Here is a 16,724-nt window from a genome sequence, read left to right on the forward strand (position 1 = left end):
TCAGGGCCTGTTCAATTCGGGCTTTATTCCGCCGCCGCGTTCAGCAACTCGGACAACGCGTCCGGCTGGCTCTTGAACGCCTTGGCGAACACATCGCGGTTCTTCGCCATGTAGATCCCGGCTTCTTCCACCTGCTGCTCGCTCAGGGACGGCACGGCCTTTTGCAACACTTCTGCGAGCAACTCGGCGAGTTCAAGCATCTTGTCATGACGGTCAGCTTCGGCTTTATCCATGAACAAACGCTCCAGATCTCGGCTGCTGCGGTATACCACTTCGACGGCCATTCACCACCTCACATGCCTTCACGATAGTTGTCTTTTGCGACTACTGTATTTATATACAGCTAAAAGGGTAAGCCAAACCGTGGGGTTTGGGTAGCAGTTTTTTAATGTAGTCGGGAAATACGGGATTGGAGTGCCTCATATCACCCCGCCATCATCTTATACCTGCCCCTGGCCTTTTTTCTGCATGCAGAACAACCGTCACGTCCAACCCGCATTATCCGGTCGAGTCGACCTAAGGAAGCATCATCGTGAAAATCAACTGGGCCGAAAGGCTGCGCCAGCAAGTACATGGTCTGGCCGAGTCCCTGGGCAATCTGTTCGTCGAGTCGTTCCACTACCTGGCGCTGTTCGCCATTGGTGCGGTGACGGCCTGGGCGGCGGTGATGGAGTTTCTGGGGATGCTGGAGAACGGACACATCAAGATCGATGACATCTTGCTGCTGTTCATCTACCTGGAATTGGGCGCGATGGTGGGGATTTACTTCAAGACCAATCACATGCCGGTACGCTTCCTGATCTACGTGGCAATCACCGCGCTGACGCGTCTGCTGATCTCCAACGTGTCCCATCACAACCCGCCGGATGTAGGCATCATCTACCTGTGCGGTGGGATTCTGCTGTTGGCGTTCTCGATCCTGGTGGTGCGCTATGCCTCATCGGCATTCCCTTCCGTGAAGGTCGAAGGCCCGCGTCGCAAGGGCGAGGCGAGCCTGGAAACCGAGAAGGGCGAGCTTTAAAGCCCGATGCTGAAGGGCAGGGTACGGGCAGGCGGCCGCTGTAGCACTTTGTGGTCGCCATCCGTCATTACCGTGAGGATGTCCATGGCGCTATGGCCCTGCTCGATGGCGATGCCGAACTGGATACTCTGCACCAGACGTTTGAGCCGCTTGGGATCATTGCGTTGCTCGGCGCTGATCATGCGTTTGGCTACCACGCCCTGCTCGTTGGAGAGGGTCAGCATGATGCTGCCGTCCAGGCGTTGAATGCTCAGATTGACGCGGTATTGCGGGGTGAAGGTGTCGGTGATGATCTGAAAAGGATTGTCCATGGTGTGTTACCGCCTGATAAGAACATGCAGTCATTGACGACCGGTGTCGGGATTAGTTCGCGTCTCCTGACCACCGGCCACTTCGTCGCTGAGGTTTCACAAAGTCCGTTTGCCTCATGAGCTGTACAGCAAAGGCCGTGCCGTGTGGGGCGCGTATCCCAATGTGGGAGGGGGCTTGCCCTCGATAGCAGACTTTCAGCCAATGAATACTTGGCTGGAAGACCGCTATCGGCGGCAAGCCCCCTCCCACCGTTGTTTTGGGTCGTGCTTGAGTGGGGTGACCTGTTTCAGGGCAGTCCCGAGAAAACGATCGCTGACAGCGCAATCAAGCCGATCAGCACTCCACCCAGCTGACCGCCAGGCCGCCCCGTGAAGTTTCTTTGTATTTGTCATGCATATCGGCGCCGGTATCGCGCATGGTGCGGATCACCCGGTCGAGGGAAATGAAGTGCTTGCCGTCACCGCGCAGGGCCATTTGCGTGGCGTTGATCGCCTTGACGGCGGCGATGGCGTTGCGCTCGATGCACGGCACTTGCACCAGGCCACCGACCGGGTCGCAGGTGAGGCCCAGGTTGTGTTCCAGGCCGATTTCTGCGGCGTTTTCCAGTTGCTCGGGGGTTGCACCGAGCACGTCGGCCAAACCGGCGGCGGCCATGGCGCAGGCCGAACCGACTTCGCCCTGGCAGCCAACCTCGGCACCGGAAATGGATGCGTTTTTCTTGCAGAGGATGCCGACGGCGGCAGCGGCCAGGAAGAAATTGACCACGTCGTCGTCAGACGCGTCGGCGTTGAACTTCATGTAGTAATGCAGTACGGCCGGGATGATCCCGGCGGCACCGTTGGTCGGCGCGGTGACCATGCGCCCGCCGGCAGCGTTTTCTTCGTTGACGGCGAGGGCGAACAGATTGACCCATTCCATGGCGGACAAGGTGGAGGTGATGACATTCGGCTTGCCGATTTCCAACAGGCTGCGGTGCAGTTTCGCCGCGCGGCGTGGCACATCCAGGCCGCCCGGCAGGATGCCTTCGTCGCGCAGGCCTTGCTCCACGCATTCGCGCATCACCGACCAGATATGCAGCAGGCCGCTGCGGATATCGGCGTCGCTGCGCCACGCACGTTCGTTGGCCATCATCAGTTCGGAAACCCGCAGGCCGTGCTTGTTGCACAAAGCCAGCAGTTCGACGGCACTGGAAAAGTCGTAGGGCAATTGCACATCGCTGGCTGGTGCGATGCCGGAGGCTGCTTCGGCGGCTTCGATAATGAAACCACCGCCTACCGAGTAATAGGTTTGCTCGCTCAGCAGGCCGTTTTCACCGTAGGCGTGCAGGGACATGGCGTTGGGGTGGTAGGGCAGGCTTTCGTCCAGTAGCAGGAGGTCGGTGTGCCAGTTGAAGGCAATGTCCTGCTGGCCGGCGAGTAACAGTCGGCCGGATTCACGCAGTTGCTGGATACGCGCATTGATCGAGGTGGGGTCGACGGTGTCCGGCCACTCACCCATCAGGCCCATCACACAGGCGCGGTCGGTGGCATGCCCTACACCGGTGGCGGACAGCGAGCCATACAAGCGTACTTCCACGCGGCGGGTGGCGCTCAACAATCGTTGGTCGATCAGGGCTTGGGCAAAGGTCGCCGCCGCGCGCATGGGGCCGACGGTATGGGAGCTGGAAGGGCCGATGCCCACTTTGAATAGATCAAAAACACTGATAGCCATGCTAAACCCTTACAAGCAATGGAGTAGGAATCGCTGCCATGTTTTGTAGGCCGAGCGCAATTGCCGCCATACTGAGCCTCTGGCACGACACTGACCAACGAATTATCCTAAGACACCCTTTAGCAAGACTAAACGCTATGACCCGGCCCCTCCATGGCCAGACGTATGTCTGGCTGCACGTTTTTTCCTGTGCTGCGCGGCACCTGTCGTTCACCCGTTGTGCCGAAGAACTGCACATCACGCCGGGCGCGGTGAGCCAGCAAATCCGCCAGTTGGAAGAGCGATTGGGGTTTCGTCTGTTTCATCGACGTGCCCGTGGGGTGGAGCTGAGTGCCGAGGGGCAACGTTTGGCCGCGACGGTGGGCGAGGCCTATGGCAGCATCGACGCGGAGTTGCAGCGCCTGGACGCGGGAATGATCAGCGGCACCTTGCGCCTGCGCTCGATCCCGTCGTTTCTCGGCAAGTGGCTGACCCCTCGGTTACCGCGTTTGCAGCAGCGCTTTCCGGATATCCAATTGCGTATGGTCGCCGAGGACAGCAGCATCGCCTTGCATGAGGGCGAGTTCGACCTGGCCGTCGACTTGAACGACGGCAGCTACCCCGGCCTGTTATCCACCGCCTTGCTCGACGAGCAGATCTTCCCGGTGTGCGCGCCGAGCCTGCTACGCGGTCGCCCACCGTTGCATGGGCCGGCCGACCTGGTGCATTTCCCGCTGCTGCATGACATCACCGCCTGGCGTGGCAGTTATGAGTATGCGGAGTGGGAGTTTTACTTGAATGCCATCGGCTACCACGACGCCGATGTGCGCCGTGGCCACACCTTCAACCGTAACCACCTGACCATCGAAGCCGCCATCGCCGGCATGGGCGTGGCCATCGCACGCCGCACCTTGCTCAACGATGAATTGGAGCGCGGCACCTTGATCGTGCCCTTCGGCCTGGCCGTGCCTAACCATAAACGCTACGTGCTGCTGTATGCGCCGGGTGCGCTGAGCCATCCGGGCGTGCGTGCGGTACATGATTGGCTGGTGGAGGAGGCGGAGATCTTTCGCGGATTGCACCCGTTGGGAGAGGGGCAACTGTAAGGTTGATTGCACGTAAGAAGATGTAACTAACTCCCCACCCTAACAGCGTTTTTGCTCGTCGTCAGGCTTAATTTGTAATGTAGGATTTATCTTTGCAAAGGGGTTGAATTGTTCTGCGGACTGCTCAATTGTGTAATCAAGAGGTCATGGTTTCACCGCCCCGGTGTCGCAGTTGTGACCTCTCGCGAGCTAGCTGAAATAAGGGAAGAACTATGCAAATCCAAGTCAATAGCGATAACCATATTGAAAGCAGCATCCGACTGGAGGAGTGGGTACGTACTACCATTGAGAGCACGCTCGAACGTTACGAAGAAGACCTGACCCGAGTGGAGGTCTACCTGCGGGATGAGAACGGCGACAAGCCCGGTCCCCACGATTTGAGTTGCCGCCTGGAAGCGCGGCCAAAAGGCCATCAGCCACTGTCGGTGCTGCACAAGGCCGATACGCTGGAACAGGCCATCGACGGTGCGGCGACCAAGCTGGACCATGCGTTGGAACATCTGTTTGGCAAACTGCAAGGCAAGCCACGCGCTGCCGGGAAAAGCCAGCCAACCACCAAAGTCAATGAAGATGAGCTTGAGCAGGAGTTCCTGGAAAAAGAACGTGCCGTGTTCAACGGCTGATAACGTTCTCGCGCTCCACTAAGAACGGGCCTGCAACTGCAGGCCCGTTTTCATTTACTGTCCGCGTCGGAAAAAGTACCGGCTCGATAGCGCCAGCCCACACGCACCCAACCCTGCAAACAGCATCGCCCAGCCGGCACCGTGGCGCAGTGCGGCCTGTGCCTGCGCGGCGTTCAACCCCGGTACATCGAGCTTGCCGGCCGCGATGTTCTGGCTGATGCCCGGCCAATCCAGCGCCGTGGCGTCGGGCAGTACATTCGCCAGTTGATCGCTGATCCCCAGCAACAGCACCAGCCCCATCAACGCGATGTTGAGCGCCAGGGTAATCAGCCGTGCGCTGAGGTCGATGCCCGAGGCCATGCCGGCGCGGTCCGCCGACACCGAGCCGGTCGTGGTGTTGGTGGTGGGGGAGTTGGTCAGCGCCAGGCCTGTGCCGGCAATGATGCAACTGCCCAGGATCAGCAGGATACTGGGTTGCGCCACCCCATTGGCAGCGGCCATGGCCAGGAAGCCGACACCCATCAACCCCAGGCCCAACGGAATGATGCGCTCGGCGCCATAGCGCAGGGCCAGGCGCTCAGCCAGCGGCGGTACCAGCAGTGTGGGCAGGGTGTAGGCGAGCAGGGCGCCGCCGCTGGTCAGGGTGTCGTAGCCCAGGCCGGCCTGGAAATACAACGGCAGGTAGATCATGAACGGCCAGAAGCTGAAATTCATGCCGATCGAGCCCATCAAGGCGCCATTGAAGCGCTGGATGCGCAATACCGAGAAGTCGAACATCGGGTGGGCGCTGCGTCGTTCAACGACGATGAACAACAGCAACCCGGCCACCGCCAGTCCCGCCCAGCCGAGCATGACTGGTGTGCCAAAACCGTCCTCGGTGCCCTGGGTGATGAAATAGACCAGCGCGAATACCGACAGCGTCAAGGTGAGCATACCGGCGATGTCCAGGCGATGGCCGGCCGGGTCACGGGACTCCTGCACGCTGACATGCAACAGCACCAGGGTGAACAGGGTGAGCGGTACATGCACCAGGAACACCCAGCGCCAGTCCGCCACTGCCAGGATCAACGCCCCCACCATCGGCCCGAAGCCCAGGCCCACGCCGGCGATTACGCCCCAGATTGCGAACGCCCGTGCCCGCGCCGCCGGTTCGCGAAACAGGTGCGACAGAATCGCGAACTGGCAGATCATCATCGCCCCGGCGCCCACGCCCTGGATGAAGCGCGCGGCAATCAGCGTCGGTGCATCGTTCGCCAACCCACACGCCAGCGAAGCCAGTCCGAACAACCATAGGCACAGCACCAGTATGCGCTTGCGGCCAAAACGGTCCGCCAGGGTGCCGGCTGCCATCAATACGCTGGTGCAGGCCAGTGTGTAGGCATTCATGATCCATTGGGCATCCTGGAAGCCTGTGCCCAATTGCTGCTCCAGCGTGGGCAGGATCACCGGCACGCTGGAGATCTCCAGGCCGAACATCAGGGCGACGAGGCATACGGCGGTGAGGGCGAGGCCGTTTCTGGCGGTGCGGGGTGGGTTGACGGCCGATAAGGTGGCGGCGGGTGGCATGGAATTCTCCTGAGGTTGAGGGGGCGTTAGATTTTCAGGGGAATCTGTTTCTTTATTCGTGATAAGTTTTCCATCAACAGGGGAATCAAGGGCGACAATATAATCATGGCCACTGCGCGTTTCGATGGCGTTGAACTCTTTCTGCAGATCGTCGAAAGCGGCAACCTGACGGAAGCCGCCGAACGTCTGAATCTCACGCGCTCGGCGGTGGGCAAGGGCCTGGCGCGGCTGGAGGCGCGGCTGGGGACTTGCCTGTTGCAGCGCTCCACTCGCCGCCAGCGTCTGACGGAAGACGGGCAGGCGTACTACGAGCATTGCCTGCGCGCACTGGCCGAACTCGAAGCCGCCGAATCGGTGCTGGAGAGTGGCCGGCAGTTGCCACGCGGCCGGCTGCGCGCCAGCGTGCCGCTGGCCTTCGGGCATCACTATGCGGCGCCCGCGTTATGGGGGTTGATGGACCGTTACCCGCAACTGGAGATCGAGGTGTGTTTTGCTGACCGTATGACCGACCTGGCGCAGGAAGGCTTCGATATCGCCGTGCGAATCGGTGCTTTGCCTGACACCGAACGCTTGAGTGCACGGCGCCTGGGTGAACAGTCGGTGGGGCTGGCCGCTTCACCGGCGTACTTGCAGCGGGTGGGACGGATTGAATCGACGGATGACCTTGCCGGCCACCGCGGCATTGCCTACCGCAGCAACACGCCGCATCGTTCGCGGGTCGTATCGCCGTTGGTGCTGGATGACCTCCAGGCCGTGGCGGACGCTGCTATCGCGGGCGTCGGCCTGGCCTGGTTGCCCAGTTGGTTGATTGCACACTATGTGCTGCGCGGGCAGTTGGAAGCGGTGTTGCCCGCCTACCGTGAGCAACCCTCGCCGATCCACGTGATCTGGCCGACCGCCGCGCATATGCCGGCCAAAACCCGCTGCGCCATCGACGCCCTGGTCGCGGCCACTCCCAGTTGCCTGGCGGGCAGTTAGAACGCGATCGAGGTCTGTACGTACACCGTGCGCGGCTCGCCGACGTATTTGCCCTTGTTGTTATCGTCGAACGAGCGCGTGTAGTACTGCTTGTTGAAGATGTTTTTCACCCCCACCGCTACGTTCAAATCCGACAACTGCGGGCCGAAGTCGTAGGCGGCACGGCTGCTGAACAACATATAGCCCGGGATACGTCCATTGGCACCGTCGGCACTTTCGGCCTGGGTGTTGGCGTTGTCGGCGAATTGGCTGCTCTGGTAGCTGCTGTCCAGGTTGAGTTTCCAGCGGCCTTCGGTATAACCGACGCCGAGGGTGCCTTTGTGCTTGGACGAGAAGGGCACGCGGTTGCCTTTGTTCGGGCCGTCCTCGCGGATGGTGGCGTCGACGTACGCGTAAGTGGCGTACACATCAAACCCGGCCAGCGCCGGGCTCAAACCATCGAGCGCGTAGTTGACGCTGGTCTCGATACCCTGGTGGCGAGTTTCGCCACGGGCAATCACCGAGTCGTTGGTCTGGTTGCTTTCGTACTGGTTGTCGAAGTTGATCAGGAACGCGCCGATCTCGGCACGCAAGGTGCCGTCGTCGTAACGGGTACCCAGTTCCCAGGTGCGGGCTTTTTCCGGTTTTACTTCGCCGCTGGTCACGCGGTTGGGCATCTGGCTGTACTGCACGCTGCCGAACGAACCTTCGGTGTTGGCATAGAGGTTCCAGCTGTCGGTGAGGTGGTAGAGCACGTTCAGCGCCGGCAGCGCGGTGTTGTAGTCACCCTTGTATTTGACGTTGCTCAGGTTGTTGGTCTGCTGGGACTCGATCATCTCGTAGCGCACGCCCGGGGTGATGGTCCACTTGCCGATATCGATCCGGTCGTCGATGAAGAATGCATTGGCTTCGGTGCCGCCACGGGTGTCGCGGTCGTTGCGGCTGTTGGTAGTGGGAATCTGCTGGTTGGCGGCAATTGGCGTGCGATAGCGCAGTTCGTGGCCGGCCTCGTTGATGTAGCGGTAGCCGACGCCGACTTCTTGGCTGGTCGGGCCCACATCAAAGCCTTGGGCGAAGCGGGTCTCGATGCCACGCACCCAGTACTCGCGCGGGGACAGCGAGAGGAAGGTGCCCTGGTCCAGGTAACCACTGCGCAGGGTCTTGGTGAAGAAGCTATTCACGGTGAACTCGCGACGATCCTGCTCATAGCGGTAGCCGACGTTGAACATCGTGCGGCGGCCCCAGAATTTGTCGTAGGGGCGGGTGGACTGGTACGGATCTGCCTTGTAGTCCGCAACGTTCAAACCCCCAGGCATATCGGCCTGGCCTTCGTAGTACTGCGCCATGGCGTTGAAGCTGTTGGCGTCGTCGAGCTGGTACTTACCCTTGAGGATCAGGTCGTCGATGCGCGTGTTGCTGTTCTCGCGCCAGTCGCCGCCACGGGTGCCGGAGTACAGCAGCGCACCGCCCAGACCATTGTCGGCTGTGCCGCCGGCCAGCAGATTGCCGGTGGTCTTGAAGCCGTCATGGCTGGAGGACGGGCTGGTTTCGGTCTGCAGGCCGCCTTTGACCGTGGGCGCATCCGGGATCGCCCGGGTCACGAAGTTGACCACGCCACCGACGTTCTGCGGGCCGTAGCGCACGGCGCCGCCGCCACGCACCACGTCGACGGCATCCATGTTGCCCATGCTGATCGGCGCAAACGACAGTTGTGGTTGGCCGTACGGCGCAAACGGCACCGGAATACCGTCCATCAGTACCGTGGAGCGCGAGGCCAGGCGCGGGTTGAGGCCGCGAATACCGAAGTTCAGCGCCATGTCGTGGCTGCCGGTGCCGTTGTTGTCCGGGGCGTTGACGCCGGGGATGCGATTGAGCACGTCCCTGGCCTGGGTGGCGCCCTGGCGTTCGAACTCTTCGCGGCGGATCACATCTCGGGCGCCGGGGTGTTCGAACACATTGGTTTGCGCTGCGTCGCCGAGCCAGTCGCCGACCACGCTGGAGGTGCCCAACTCAATAGTGGTCGGTGCATTGGTCGGTTGCAGGCTGTACGCATTGTCGCCTTCGGCGCGGGCTTGCAGGCCGGTGCCTTCCAGCAGTTTCTGCAGGCCGTCTGCGGTGCCGTAGTTACCGGACAAGCCACGACTCTGCATGCCCGCGGTGACTTGCGAACCGAAGGAAATCAGCACACCCGCTTCACGTCCGAATTGATTCAACGCCGCTTCCAGCGAAGTCGGCGCGATGTGATACGGCTTGGCATCGGCCGCCATGGCGTGTGGCAGTACCGTAAGACTCAGGCTGGCGCCAAGTAGGAACTGGCGCAGGGTGCGGGCGAGAAGCGTGGGTTGCTGGGGCATGAAGAGCGGTCCTGAGAAGAAAGGATCAAGGGGGCTTTCCTTCTCTGTCACGCGAGGTGTGGAAAACGGCTCACAGTGTTTTGAATTAATTTCAGGCGCGTGCCTGCACCGTCACCCAATACCGCGTGAAGCGCCGCACTTTCACCGGCAGGCTCACTTCCAGCAGGTCCAGAATCCGTTCGCTGTCGTCCAGCGGGTAGCTGCCGGAGATCAGCAGGTTGGCCACCTGTGGGTCGCAATTGACCTGGCCACGACGATAACGGCCGAGTTCGCCGAGGAAATCTTCCAGGCGCATGTGGGCTGCGACCAGCATGCCGTCGGCCCAGGCGCCGCTGTTGGCGTCGCTAGGGCGCGGGGTGTCCCAGCCTTTGCGGGTGAAGTTGACCTGGCGCGCGGCCTCGACCGTCAGCGGCAGGCCGCTGTAGGTGTTGGGCATTACCTCGACGCGGCCATCGAATACCGCCAGCTGGGTGTGGTCGTTGAACTGACGCACGTTCATGCGTGCGGCCTGGCTGGTAAGTAGACCCTGGCCGGTCAACACGTTAAGCGGTGTATTGCCGGCGATACCGGTCAGCAGGATTTCGCCTTCAAGCAGGCGGATCAGTCGTTGCCTGCCATCGAAGTGCACATCCACCGCGCTGCCGGTATTGAGTTGCAACTGGCTGCCATCGGCCAATTGCACCTTGCGGCGTTGGCCGATGGGGCTGCGGTAGTCGGCGCTCAGCGGCGGCAGGATATGTTGCTGGCGCAGGCCCCAGGCGGCGGCCGAACCGGCGCCGAGGATCAACAGCAACTTGAGCGCCTGGCGGCGGCTGGTAGAGGTTGGCGCGTTCAACGCCGCATGGGCAAGGGGCGAGGGCATGCCGCGCAGGCGCTGGTTGACGCGTTGCATGTGGTCCCAGGCGCGCTGGTGTTCGCTGTGGGCGTTCAGCCAGTGTTGCCAGGCAGCCTGCTGGCGAGGGTTGAGTCCGCCTTGCTGCATTTCCATCAGCCAATGCACGGCCTGTTCGGCGACTTGAGTGGAGAAGTTCATAGGGCGAAATAGCAGCGCATGGCCGCTTTGGTCAGGTGACGTTTGACGGTGGCGATGGAAATCCCAAGCTCCGCGCCGATTTGCGCGTAGGTCAGCCCATCCAGTTGCGCCAGCAGGAAGGCGCGCTTGACCTGCACCGGCAGGCCGTCGAGCAGTTGGTCCAGCTCGACCAGGGTTTGCAGGATGATTGCGCGTTCTTCTTCCGATGGCGCCACGTGTTCGGGCATGTGTGCCAGGGCATCGAGGTAGGCGCGTTCCAGGTCTTGGCGGCGGTAGAAGTTGAACAGCACGCGCTTGGCAACCGTGGTGAGAAACGCGCGGGGCTCGACCAGGGTGGGCGTTTCCCGCGCGGTGAGCACGCGCATGAAGGTGTCCTGGGCCAGGTCGGCGGCGCTTTCCGGGCAGCCGAGCTTGCGTCGCAACCAGCCGGTGAGCCAGTGGTGATGGTCGGTGTACAAAACTTCGACGGTGTTGGACGGGCTCAACGGGGACACTCCACAAGCATCGCCATGCTTTAGAGAACAAGAATTGTTCGCATTGTAGGGCGCGTGAGTGGCTTCGGCAATCCATCCGCACAGGTGATTCATCCGTTCTGTTTTGCTTATGAGAATATTTATCATTAATATTGCGCGCTGATGAACCTGGCGCCTCCCGCATGAAAAGCAAAACCTCGCTGCCTGTCTCCTATCGTCTCGCCGTGACCTCGCGTGTGCTGGCTGCCGTGGTGGGCGGTTACCTGATGGCGTCCCTGGCCAGCATCTGTCTGGCGCTGTGGCTGCCTACCTCTCGCGCCGATGCGGTGATCACCGGGATGATGAGTTCCTTCGTGTTTTACCTGCTCGCTGTGCTCTGGTGTTTCGCCTGCCGCAGCGCCGCACGCGCCTGGTTCGGTGTGCTGCTGCCAAGTGCGGCGTTCGCCACCCTGGCGGGCGTGGGTTTGTGGATGACACGAGTATGAAAGAGGGTTTCCGTCAGGCCATGGCCTGGTTGCACACCTGGGCCGGGTTGATCTTCGGCTGGCTGCTGTTTGCAATTTTCCTGACAGGCACCCTGTCGTATTTCAAGGACGAGATCAGCCACTGGATGCAGCCCGAAGTGCAGGCCCGTCCCCTGGACGATGCGCGCAGCCTCACCGTGGCGCAAACCTATCTGCAGCAGGTCGCACCCACCGCCGCACGCTGGTTCATCACCTTGCCGGACAGCCGCGACCCCGGCCTGTCGGTGATGTGGCAGGACAAGGTCGACCCCGGCAAGCGTGGCAACTTCATCCAGAAAACCCTCGACCCCGTCACCGGCCAGGCCGTGCAGGCCCGTGAAAGCATGGGCGGCGAGTTCTTCTACCGGTTCCACTTCCAACTGCAAATGCCTCACCCGTGGGGTCGCTGGCTGTCGACCATCGCCGCGATGGTGATGTTCATCGCGCTGATCACCGGCATCATCACCCACAAGAAAATCTTCAAGGACTTCTTCACCTTCCGTCCCCGCAAAGGCCAGCGTTCCTGGCTCGACGGGCACAACGCGGTGGGTGTGCTGGTGCTGCCTTTCCATCTGATGATCACCTACAGCAGCCTGGTGATCTTCATGAGCATGGTGATGCCGGCGCCGATCCTGGCTTCCTATGGCAACGACACCCGCGCCTTTTTCAGCGAGGTGTTCCCGAACACCAACAACGCGCCTGCATCGGGCCAGCCAGGCACATTGCTGCCGCTGGTGCCGATGTACGAGCAGGCGCGGGCACAGTGGGCGGGCGGGCATGTGGGGCGCGTGGCGGTGAACAACCCCGGCGATGTGAACGCCTCGGTCAATGTATTGCGCGCCGGTTCCGACAGCGTAGTGCACGATTTCGGCAGTACCGTGTCCTTCAATGGCAGCACCGGCGAACTGTTGCGAGTAAGCGGCGGGCAGTCGCTGCCGGCGGCCATCGGCGGCAGTTTCTACGGCCTGCACATGGGGCATTTCGCCGGCCCGGTGCTGCGCTGGTTGTACTTTATCTGCGGGCTGGCGGGCACGGCGATGATCGGCACCGGGCTGGTCATCTGGCTTGGCAAGCGTCAGCTCAAGCACCTCAAGAGCAATGTGATGCCGTTTGAACTGCGTCTTGTGGAAGTACTCAACATCGCCAGCATGTCCGGCCTGATGATCGCCATCGCGGCGTTTTTCTGGGCCAACCGCCTGCTGCCGGTGACCTTCGCCGAACGTTCCGGCTGGGAAGTGCAAACCTTCTTTATTGCCTGGGGCCTGAGCCTGCTGCACGCCATCCTGCGGCGTGGCCGCCAGGGTTGGGTCGAGCAGTTGAGCGTCGGCGCATTGCTGTTTATCGCCATTCCATTGCTCAACGCGTTGACCACCTCGCATCACCTGGGCGTTTCATTGGCCACCGGAGACTGGGCCATGGCCGGCTTCGACCTGACGAGCCTGGCCAGCGGAATATTCCTCGGCTGGGCCGCCTGGAAGATGCAGCATCGCACCGTGCCTGCGCCCAAGGTTGAACGCACACGCGGGTTGACGCTCAAGCAGGAGGCGAACTGAATGCTGCTTGCACTGCTGATGTGCTACGCCGGGTTTACTGCGCTGTGCTTGTCCACCGACCGTCATCACGGCGAACTGTTGCACAGTAGACCCACGCCTCGCCGGCGCCTGGGTTTGCGTGTGGCCGGGTGGTTGCTGCTGACCGTGTCGATCTGGCCCGCCGTGGCCATCGCCGGTTGGGGCCAGGGCCTGGTGGAGTGGTGCGCCGTGTTGATGCTCAGCGCACTGCTGTTGGTGCTGCTGTTGCCGTACCGGCCAAGGCTGGCCCTGATCCTGGCGGGTGTCGGCCTGCTCGCCAGCCCTGTCGCAGCCTTCGCCACCCTCTGAGCCCGTCCATGATGATCAGCACCCCACCGGAACCCCAGGACAGCCAGCACGCTGACGCGGCCGGTGGGCGTGCGCATTTCCTGCAGGTGTTCCTGTCCCAGCGTTCGCAGATGGAAGCCCTGGTGAGTCGCCGCGTGGGGTGCCGCGCCACGGCGGCGGACCTAGTGCAGGACCTGTTCCTGCGCTTCTGGCGCCGGCCGCTGGTGCAGGTCGAAGAACTCAGCACCTACCTGCTGCGCTGCGCCGGCAATATCGCCATTGATCACCTGCGCAGCGAAGGCGCGCGGGTGCGCAGCAGCGAAGGCTGGCTGCCCGAACAGCACGACAACCAAGGCTCCGAGCCCCAGGCGGCGCTGGAAGCCGGCAATGATCTGCGCCATGTCGAAGCGGCGCTGCGCAGTTTGCCCGAGCGCACGCGGCAGATTTTCCTGCTCAACCGCATCCACGGGCGCAAGTACGCGCAAATCGCCAAGGCCATGGGCCTGTCCCAAAGTGCCGTGGAAAAACATATGATGCGTGCGCTCGAAGCCTGCAAAGCCAGCCTTCGCGACCCCTCATCCCCACGCACGCCAGGGAAAGCACCGTGAACGTCACCCCCACGCCCGCCCAGGAACAAGCGGCCCTGGCCTGGTTGAGCCTGCTGCACGACCAGCCCAGCAGTGGCGACCAGGCCACGTTCAGCCAGTGGCTGCGGGCCGACCCTGCACATGTCGAGGCCTATTCCCAGGCCCAGGTGCTGTGGGAGTTGAGCGAAGTCCCGGCGCGCAAGCTGGCGGACGAAGAAGCCATGGCCTTGCAGGGCTACCTCAATGCGATGAACACCCCGAAGCGTTCGCGGGTGCTGCGTTGGTCCGGGGCGTTGGCCATGGCTGCCTGCCTGGTGGTGATGGTGTCCATGGGGGCTGGTTGGCAGCCGTCGCGCTGGGTCGATGACCTTGGCGCTGACTACGTGACGGCACCCGGGGAAATCAAAACCGTCACGCTGGCCGACAACTCCCAAGTCACCCTGGACGCTGACAGCGCCATCGCCGTGGATTTCAACCATGGCGAGCGGCGTATCCAATTGCGTCGCGGGGCCGGCTTTTTCAGCGTGACCCACACCGGGCAATCCTTCGTGGTCGCGGCGGGCAGCGGTGAAGCGCGGGTGCTGGGCACCCAGTTCGAAGTGCGCCTGCAACCGGCAGGCGCCCAGGTGACGGTGTTGTCCGGACGGGTTGGCGTGACGCCGTCAAAGCAGGGCCAACAGCAGGTTCTTACCGCCGGCCAGCAAGTGGCCTACGCCGATGGCATTGCCGAACCAATGCATGGGGTCGACAGCGAATCACGCCTGGCCTGGCGCGACGGCTGGCTCAACTACTACAAGGCGCCCTTGGCGGACGTGGTGAAGGACCTGGGCCGTTACTACCCCGGTCGTATCCTGTTGCTTAACGAAGAGATGGGCGCCAGGCGCGTCAGCGGCAGCTTCCCGAGCAAAGACCCACAGGCTGTGCTGAATGCCTTGCAGGCGGTTCTCGGTTTTGAACAGCACCAGGTGCTGGGGCGCATGATCGTGGTGCGCTGATTACTTCAGCGCCGCCATGATCTTCTCGGGGCTGTACTCGCGAATCAGCGTGCCGTTCACGTCCACAAACGGAATCCCGCCGCCGCCCAACGCCTCATACGTCTTGCGCGCCTGGGCGTCTTTCTCGATATCGAACGCCTGGTAGGGGATGCCTTTCTGGTCCAGGAAACGGCGGATCTGCTTGCAGTATCCGCACCACGCGGTGGCATACAGCACCACGCGCGCCGAAGCGCGCACTTGTTCAGGGGCTACCTGCGATGGGTTGAACACCCGCTCGATCTTGCCCCAGTTCTGGATCACCACCACCACCAGCAATACCAGCAGGACTTTCTTGAAAACCCCGCCCAGCATCAGTTACGGCGCTTGAGCTGGTCGGTCAGCTGGGTCGGCAGGCCCTTGATGATCAAGGTGCCGGCGGCTTCGTCGTACTCGATCTTGTCCCCCAGCAGGTGTGCTTCAAAGCTGATGGACAGGCCCTCGGCGCGGCCGGTGAAGCGACGGAACTGGTTGAGGGTGCGTTTATCCGCCGGAATCTCCGGCGAGAGGCCGTAATCCTTGTTGCGTATATGGTCGTAGAACGCCTTTGGCCGATCTTCATCGATCAACCCCGAGAGTTCTTCCAGGCCCATGGGTTCGCCAAGCTTGGCCTGGCTGCTGGCGTAGTCCACCAGGGTCTTGGTCTTTTCGCGGGCGGATTCGTCGGGCAGGTCTTCGCTTTCAACGAAGTCGCTGAAGGCCTTGAGCAGGGTGCGGGTCTCTCCTGGGCCGTCGACGCCTTCCTGGCAGCCGATGAAGTCGCGAAAGTATTCCGACACCTTCTTGCCGTTCTTGCCCTTGATAAACGAGATGTACTGCTTGGACTGCTTGTTGTTCTGCCACTCGGACACGTTGATCCGCGCCGCCAGGTGCAGTTGGCCCAGGTCCAGGTGACGGGATGGGGTCACGTCCAGCTCGTCGGTCACCGCCACGCCTTCGCTGTGGTGCAGCAGGGCGATGGCCAGGTAGTCGGTCATGCCTTGCTGGTAGTGGGCGAACAGCACGTGGCCACCGGTGGAGAGGTTGGACTCTTCCATCAGCTTCTGCAGGTGCTCGACGGCGGTGCGGCTGAACGTGGTGAAATCCTGCCCGCCGTCGAAATACTCCTTCAACCAGCCGCTGAACGGGTGCGCGCCGGACTCGGCATGGAAGAAACCCCAGGCCTTGCCTTGTTTGGCGTTGTAGCTCTCGTTGAGGTCGGCAAGCATGTTCTCGATGGCGGCCGACTCGGCAAGCTCGGAGTCGCGGGCATGGAGAACTGCAGGTGTGCCGTCGGGTTTTTTGTCGATCAGGTGGACGATGCAATGACGGATCGGCATAGGCTTCTCGGCTGGTTGAGAGGGGAGCGGTGGGCCTCCCCGAAAAGTCGCCAAGTGTACCGCACCATTGGCCAAGACGTGCTTCGAAGGGTGTTTTGGGCACCTTCCGACGGGGCATATGCCTTTTTTTCACGGTTTAGAGCGATAAAGCTGACCAAATGGGTAGGTAGAGGCGGATATTTCCCCGTCTCTGTGCTAGTTTTGCCCCGTCTTACGCCAAGTCTCGGCGATAAGCGTGCATTCAGCATCTGTCAGGTCGAACCAATCCCCGTTTCAAGCATCTATAACCCC

The 16,724-nt window shown here is 61.8% G+C and carries 18 protein-coding genes; 9 read left to right on the forward strand and 9 right to left on the reverse strand.

Annotated features, from left to right (window positions below; genetic code table 11):
- Positions 1-23 precede the first annotated feature (23 nt).
- Entirely contained in the window at positions 24-284 is a 261-nt protein-coding gene (locus tag K5K89_RS06195) for a YebG family protein (RefSeq protein ID WP_003171979.1), read from the reverse strand.
- A gap of 248 nt (positions 285-532) precedes the next feature.
- Here K5K89_RS06195 and K5K89_RS06200 point away from each other — a divergent pair, with 248 nt between their 5' ends.
- Positions 533-1,021 (forward strand): phosphate-starvation-inducible protein PsiE, encoded by a 489-nt coding sequence (locus K5K89_RS06200; RefSeq protein WP_058427808.1) that lies wholly within the window; start codon positions 533-535, stop codon positions 1,019-1,021.
- Here K5K89_RS06200 and K5K89_RS06205 read toward each other — a convergent pair.
- Positions 1,018-1,332, reverse strand: coding sequence for a DUF3509 domain-containing protein (locus K5K89_RS06205; protein WP_071488617.1), 315 nt, complete (start codon positions 1,330-1,332; stop codon positions 1,018-1,020). The genes K5K89_RS06200 and K5K89_RS06205 overlap by 4 nt on opposite strands.
- Before the next feature lie 334 nt (positions 1,333-1,666).
- The gene (locus K5K89_RS06210) at positions 1,667-3,043 is read right to left on the reverse strand and encodes an L-serine ammonia-lyase (RefSeq protein ID WP_071488618.1); all 1,377 of its coding nucleotides are present in this window, start codon (positions 3,041-3,043) and stop codon (positions 1,667-1,669) included.
- Between the two features lie 137 nt (positions 3,044-3,180).
- On the opposite strand from K5K89_RS06210, the gene K5K89_RS06215 reads away from it, so the two are divergent.
- Both K5K89_RS06215 and K5K89_RS06220 read left to right on the forward strand, forming a co-directional pair.
- Complete coding sequence (locus tag K5K89_RS06215) at positions 3,181-4,128, forward strand: LysR substrate-binding domain-containing protein (RefSeq protein ID WP_222541041.1); 948 nt, start codon at positions 3,181-3,183, stop codon at positions 4,126-4,128.
- Positions 4,129-4,340: 212 nt separating this feature from the next.
- On the forward strand, positions 4,341-4,751 hold the full coding sequence (locus K5K89_RS06220; protein WP_071488620.1) for an HPF/RaiA family ribosome-associated protein: 411 nt from the start codon (positions 4,341-4,343) through the stop codon (positions 4,749-4,751).
- A gap of 54 nt (positions 4,752-4,805) precedes the next feature.
- Here K5K89_RS06220 and K5K89_RS06225 read toward each other — a convergent pair whose 3' ends face one another.
- On the reverse strand, positions 4,806-6,317 hold the full coding sequence (locus K5K89_RS06225) for an MFS transporter (protein ID WP_222541042.1): 1,512 nt from the start codon (positions 6,315-6,317) through the stop codon (positions 4,806-4,808).
- Between the two features lie 105 nt (positions 6,318-6,422).
- Here K5K89_RS06225 and K5K89_RS06230 point away from each other — a divergent pair, with 105 nt between their 5' ends.
- On the forward strand, positions 6,423-7,295 hold the full coding sequence (locus K5K89_RS06230) for a LysR family transcriptional regulator (RefSeq protein WP_071488622.1): 873 nt from the start codon (positions 6,423-6,425) through the stop codon (positions 7,293-7,295).
- On the opposite strand, the gene fecA is transcribed toward K5K89_RS06230, so the two are convergent.
- The 3 genes from fecA to K5K89_RS06245 form a co-directional block, all read right to left on the reverse strand.
- A complete protein-coding gene (fecA, locus tag K5K89_RS06235; RefSeq protein WP_222541043.1) occupies positions 7,292-9,628 on the reverse strand; it encodes a TonB-dependent Fe(3+) dicitrate receptor FecA in 2,337 nt (778 codons plus the stop codon). The genes K5K89_RS06230 and fecA overlap by 4 nt on opposite strands.
- 91 nt (positions 9,629-9,719) lie before the next feature.
- Positions 9,720-10,661 carry a FecR domain-containing protein gene (locus K5K89_RS06240; RefSeq protein WP_102591578.1) on the reverse strand — a complete coding sequence of 314 codons (942 nt, stop codon included), beginning with the start codon at positions 10,659-10,661 and terminating at the stop codon, positions 9,720-9,722.
- Entirely contained in the window at positions 10,658-11,146 is a 489-nt protein-coding gene (locus tag K5K89_RS06245; RefSeq protein WP_071488625.1) for a sigma-70 family RNA polymerase sigma factor, read from the reverse strand. Before K5K89_RS06245 ends, K5K89_RS06240 begins: the two co-directional genes overlap by 4 nt.
- Before the next feature lie 170 nt (positions 11,147-11,316).
- Between K5K89_RS06245 and K5K89_RS06250 the strand changes: the two genes are divergently transcribed.
- The 5 genes from K5K89_RS06250 to K5K89_RS06270 are packed head-to-tail and all read left to right on the forward strand — an operon-like array spanning position 11,317 to position 15,078.
- Entirely contained in the window at positions 11,317-11,619 is a 303-nt protein-coding gene (locus tag K5K89_RS06250) for a DUF3649 domain-containing protein (protein WP_071488626.1), read from the forward strand.
- Entirely contained in the window at positions 11,616-13,190 is a 1,575-nt protein-coding gene (locus K5K89_RS06255) for a PepSY-associated TM helix domain-containing protein (RefSeq protein WP_222541044.1), read from the forward strand. The genes K5K89_RS06250 and K5K89_RS06255 overlap by 4 nt, the downstream gene beginning before the upstream one ends.
- Positions 13,191-13,517, forward strand: a complete 327-nt coding sequence (locus K5K89_RS06260; RefSeq protein WP_071488628.1) for a DUF3325 domain-containing protein — start codon at positions 13,191-13,193, stop codon at positions 13,515-13,517. It begins immediately after the preceding gene.
- An 8-nt stretch (positions 13,518-13,525) separates the two neighbouring features.
- Positions 13,526-14,104, forward strand: a complete 579-nt coding sequence (locus tag K5K89_RS06265) for an RNA polymerase sigma factor (RefSeq protein WP_071488629.1) — start codon at positions 13,526-13,528, stop codon at positions 14,102-14,104.
- On the forward strand, positions 14,101-15,078 hold the full coding sequence (locus tag K5K89_RS06270; protein ID WP_222541045.1) for a FecR family protein: 978 nt from the start codon (positions 14,101-14,103) through the stop codon (positions 15,076-15,078). The genes K5K89_RS06265 and K5K89_RS06270 overlap by 4 nt, the downstream gene beginning before the upstream one ends.
- On the opposite strand, the gene K5K89_RS06275 is transcribed toward K5K89_RS06270, so the two are convergent.
- Positions 15,079-15,429 carry a glutaredoxin family protein gene (locus K5K89_RS06275; RefSeq protein ID WP_093119592.1) on the reverse strand — a complete coding sequence of 117 codons (351 nt, stop codon included), beginning with the start codon at positions 15,427-15,429 and terminating at the stop codon, positions 15,079-15,081. It lies immediately after the preceding gene.
- Positions 15,429-16,433, reverse strand: a complete 1,005-nt coding sequence (gene yejK / locus K5K89_RS06280; RefSeq protein WP_010212893.1) for a nucleoid-associated protein YejK — start codon at positions 16,431-16,433, stop codon at positions 15,429-15,431. Before yejK ends, K5K89_RS06275 begins: the two co-directional genes overlap by 1 nt.
- Positions 16,434-16,724: the final 291 nt, after the last annotated feature.

This window comes from Pseudomonas sp. DR208 (genome assembly GCF_019823005.1).
Lineage (GTDB): Bacteria > Pseudomonadota > Gammaproteobacteria > Pseudomonadales > Pseudomonadaceae > Aquipseudomonas > Aquipseudomonas extremorientalis.